This window comes from Streptomyces sp. NPDC007162 (genome assembly GCF_040634175.1).
In the GTDB taxonomy this organism is placed as follows: Bacteria; Actinomycetota; Actinomycetes; order Streptomycetales; family Streptomycetaceae; genus Streptomyces.
On the sequence record NZ_JBEYFC010000660.1, the window covers coordinates 1 to 4222 of the forward strand.

Annotated in this window: 4 protein-coding genes and 1 pseudogene; 3 read left to right on the forward strand and 2 right to left on the reverse strand. The window is 71.2% G+C overall.

The annotated features are described in order from the left end of the window. Positions 1-46: 46 nt before the first annotated feature. Positions 47-1396 carry a S53 family peptidase gene (locus ABZ646_RS41495; protein WP_360531432.1) on the reverse strand — a complete coding sequence of 450 codons (1350 nt, stop codon included), beginning with the start codon at positions 1394-1396 and terminating at the stop codon, positions 47-49. A gap of 233 nt (positions 1397-1629) precedes the next feature. Here ABZ646_RS41495 and ABZ646_RS41500 point away from each other — a divergent pair, with 233 nt between their 5' ends. Both ABZ646_RS41500 and ABZ646_RS41505 read left to right on the forward strand, forming a co-directional pair. Next, positions 1630-2001, forward strand: a complete 372-nt coding sequence (locus ABZ646_RS41500; protein ID WP_360531434.1) for a hypothetical protein — start codon at positions 1630-1632, stop codon at positions 1999-2001. 73 nt (positions 2002-2074) lie between these two features. Further along, entirely contained in the window at positions 2075-2665 is a 591-nt protein-coding gene (locus ABZ646_RS41505; protein ID WP_360531437.1) for a hypothetical protein, read from the forward strand. A gap of 6 nt (positions 2666-2671) precedes the next feature. On the opposite strand, the gene ABZ646_RS41510 is transcribed toward ABZ646_RS41505, so the two are convergent. Further along, positions 2672-3598, reverse strand: a complete 927-nt coding sequence (locus ABZ646_RS41510; RefSeq protein WP_360531440.1) for a hypothetical protein — start codon at positions 3596-3598, stop codon at positions 2672-2674. A 281-nt stretch (positions 3599-3879) separates the two neighbouring features. Here ABZ646_RS41510 and ABZ646_RS41515 point away from each other — a divergent pair. Then, positions 3880-4222, forward strand: a pseudogene (locus ABZ646_RS41515) (hypothetical protein); the annotation flags it as partial.

Consider the following 4222-nt stretch of genomic DNA (forward strand, 5'->3'; position numbering starts at 1 on the left):
GCGCGGGTACGGAACCCGGGCCGCCGTCCGCGCACCGCGAGGGGCGTCAGCCGTGGCGGCTCGCCTTCGCGAGGGCCGGGACGAAGCGCAGGGCGTCGACGGTGCCGACGCCGGTGGCGAGGTCGTAGCCGTTGACCGCCTTGTAACCGGTCACGCCCTGGTAGGAGTTGTCGGTGCCGTCGTTGACGTCGACGATGCCGTTCGCCCTGGCGTGGGCGGCGAGGCGGTACAGGGCCTGCTGGATGTTGCCCACCCGGTGGCCGGCCGCCTGGTCGGCGAGGGCGACGATGCCCGCGAAGAGCGGGGTGGCCTCGCTGGTACCGCCGGTGACGTCCCAGCCGACGGCGGTCGGGTCGTAGCTGGAGTAGATCCAGGCGCCGCCGTTGACCGCGGCGGCCATCGAGATGTCCGGGGTGCCGCGGCGGGTGCCGACGGCCTTCTTCACGCCGTTCTGGAAGGACGGGCGGGTGAACACGTGGGACTGGCCGCCGCCGCCCGAGCCGTAGTCGTTGTAGACGCTGTCCGGCTTGACGCGCTCGCCCTTGTCGTTCAGGTGCAGCTGAGTGCCGCCGATCGAGGTGACCAACGGGTCCGAGGACGGCCAGGAGTTGACGCGCTTCTTGTAGTACGTCTTGCCGTCCGCCTGGAGGTCGGTGGCGCCGCCGTCACCGGAGGCGGCCAGCACGGTGACGTGCTTGCGGTTCGCGTCCTGGAAGGCGTACCGCAGGTTCTTGATGCTGGAGAAGTTCCCCTTGTCGAAGCCGGGGAAGGTGTTCTCGGTGGCGCCGAAGCTCTGGCTGATGACGTCGCCGACGCCGTGGTCGATCAGGTACTTCTCGGCGTTCATCATCTCCGGCAGACCGGTGGTGCCCTCGGTCTCGGAGACCGCCGTCTCCACCAGCACGATCTTGGCGGCGGGTGCCACCGCGTGCGCCATCTCGACGTCCAGGGTGGTCTCGCCCGCCCACCCGGTCATGTCGGAGTTCTTGGGGTCGAAGGCGGGCACGTGCCCCCACTTGACCACCTTCACCTTGGTGCTGGGCAGCCCGTACTGCTTGCTGTACACGTCGAGGTCGTGCTGCACGGTCGGGGAACCGTAGGAGTCGACGATGACGATCGTGCGTCCCTTGCCCGTGATCCCCTTGCGGTAAAGGGGGTTGAGGTCGTACGCGGTGCGGTACTGGAGCGGCCCGTAGCAGTTGATGTGCCACTTGGTCTGGCACTGGGCGCTGGAGAGCGGGCTGCTCACGCCGTGGACCAGGGTGTGCCCGACGGCGGCCGGCACCGCGAGGGTGTGCGGTGCGGCGGCGGGGGCGGCGGTCGCCAGTGCGGTGACCGCGAGGGCGGCGACGGACGTGGCAGCCGCGACGCCCCGCCCGGTAAGGGCTATGTGCATGGATCCCCCTGTGGTTCGGAGTGGTCTCGCGCATCCCATCGAAAAGGTCATGCGCATATCAAGACCGTTGAACCGACGATGCCGAACCCTTTACCTGGTCAAGGAGGTGCCGTCACCGGGTCGGGCGAGCGCGTGTCCGGCCGACGAGCCGGACCGCCCCACAGATGTGACGATCGCACTGAGGTGACTGGCGACTCCGGACCGTCACCCAAGTCGGCAGGAGGACACACTCGATGAACCCCACCCTCAAGCGCCTGCTCGGCGTCACCGCCGCGGTGGCCACCGGCATGACGGCCCTGGTCGGCACCGGCGCCGTACCCGCGGGCGCCCGTGCCGCGGAGGCACACTGCGACCGCGCCGAACGGCCCGTCTGGAAGGACCAGGGACCCAGCCGCAACATCACCGGCCACAGTTGCAGCCTGCCGGAGGAGAAGCGCCGCTGGTACACCGTCGAGATCGACACGCTCGTCCTGCCGCACTACCGGACGGACTACCAGACCGGTGCGGTCGACCGCACCGAGACCGTGCACGACACGACCGTCAGGTGCCTGGGCTACACCGTCGACCACTCCACGGTGAACTGGTTCGGCTGCCCGGCCGGCTGACGCACACCCGGCAACCCTCGCGGCGGCGGGGCCGCCTGGTCCACCATGGGGTGTGCGATTCGATTCCGTTCCCATGCCGGCGGCCGTCGAGGCCCGGCCCCGTGACAGCCGCGGGTACCCGGTACCCGCCATCACCCCGTGGGAGGGCGGCGAACCCCGGTTCGCGCTCACGGACTACGGGCGCAGCGCCGAGTGCGCACGGCAGCGGCTGTGTTCGGTCTGCAACACCCTGATCCCCAGGGGGCCGGTGTGGCGGGTGGTCGGCGCCGCGGAGAGCGCGGCGATCCGCGAGGCGCTCGCCGCCGGACGGCCGTACCGCAACATGGCGGCGACCCTGGAGGCCCCGGGGCACCGCGCGTGCATGCTCTACGCCTCGATGGTCTGCCCGTACCTGGCGCGCCCCAACGCGCGCCGGGGGCTGACGGCACAGCACCCGGACGACATGACCGCGCATGTCGTCCGGGGCGCCGTGCGGGGGGAGATGGGTGCCGTGGTGGGGTACGACGACTACGAGTTCGCCGTCACCAGGACCCAGGTCCTGTTCCGTTTCCTCGATGTGGTCGAGTACCTGCCGCATGACACGGCCGACCAGCACCTGCCCGAGCTCCAGGCCGAACTGGCCCGCTCGGGAGGCCGGTTGGGCGGCGGCGGCCGGCCGCTGTAGAGGGCGTCAGCCGCGGTAGGCGGGCAGGCCGGTGTGCTGGGAGACCTTGACCGGCCTGCCGAAGCCGTGGGCGGTCTTCGTGAGGGTGTACGTGCCGGTCGGGGCGCGGAAGGCGATGGTCCTGCCGTTCGGCGACCAGGTGGGCTCGGTGTAGTCGGTGGTGGCGCCCGGGGTGACGTCCTTGACGACGTTGGTCGAGCCGCCGAACTCCTCGACGAAGAGGTGGTCGTGCCCGTGCACCGAGCGCACGAAGACGACCTCTTCCTCGTCGGGGGCGAGCGCGGGCTCGGAACCCTTGGTCAGCGCGCCGCCCTGCTGGCGCAGGTAGTCGTCGCGGATGTAGACCTCGCCGTTGCGGGTGTTCTCGTAGACGGACGTGCCGTAGCTGCCGCCGACGTTCGGCCAGGTGTTGCCGGTCTGCGGGACGGCGCCGTCGCCCGGGTCGCCGTTCAGGCTGATCTTCGCGGGCCTGCCGTGGTTGCTGGTGGCCTTGACGCCCTCCAGGACCGTGCTGCCGTGGATCTTGGCCGAGAAGATGAGGTTGTTCTTGGCGGGGATCCGGTTCGCCCGGTCGGCGGCGGTCACCTGCCAGGTGGGGTGGGACCAGGTCTGCCCGCCCGGGTTGACGGCGACGGTGACGCGGTGGCTGCCGTCGGGGTCGGAGACGACGAGGTCGCCGTGCCCGTCGACGAAGGCGGCCTTGCTGCCGCTGGGGTTCCAGGCCAGGTCGCGGACGGGGGTGCCGAAGTCGATCGACTTGCCGTTGACCAGGACGTGCCGGGTGCCGTCGCTGATGGTGAGTCCCCTGGGCACGGTGACCGCGCGGGCGGCCGGGGCGGCCGTCGCGGTGGCGGCCGCGCCGCACAGGGCGAGCAGGGCGGCGACGCCCGTGACGGTGACGGCTTTGCTGTTCCTACGGCGACGAGCGGACATCGGGGTTCCCCCAGGCATGTGAATGACGCTGCGATGGAAGAAGTCTCCCCACAGCCGGTGACAGCGCTGTGCGCTCGCTGTCACAGCTGTGCAATAGCGGGTCGGCAGGGGTGACGGAGCGTCAGCTCCGCGGCGCCGGCCGGTCCCTCGGGGGCTCACGCCGCCCGGCGGTGGCCCGCGCCGTGCGTCGGGTGCGTCTTTCGCGCGGTGCCCCGGACGGTAGGGCCCTGAGCCGGTAGGGGAGTATCCCCTCAGTCGTCGCCTGCCTTTGAGGGGTCGTTATGCGCTCTGCCCGCCGTCTCGTACCGCCCGTCGTGTTCGCCTGCCTCCTGCTGGCGGGCTGCAAATCCACCTCGCTCGGCGCGTCGACGCCGTCCGAGAGCGGCAGCCCCGGGGCCGGGGCTCCGGGGAAGGCCGGCTCGGCGCGGGCCATCGCGACGGGCGCGGGTCCGCAGCAGCACTACACCGTTCAGCAGCAGCCGGCGGCCGGCTCGTGCCACTACCGCTACGAGCACGGGGAACCGCTGGAGGATCCCCGGTGCACGCCCGGCGCCGTCTCCCCCGCCGTCACGCAGGCGAACCTGAAGTCGACGATATGCCGCAAGGGCGGTTACACCTCCGGCG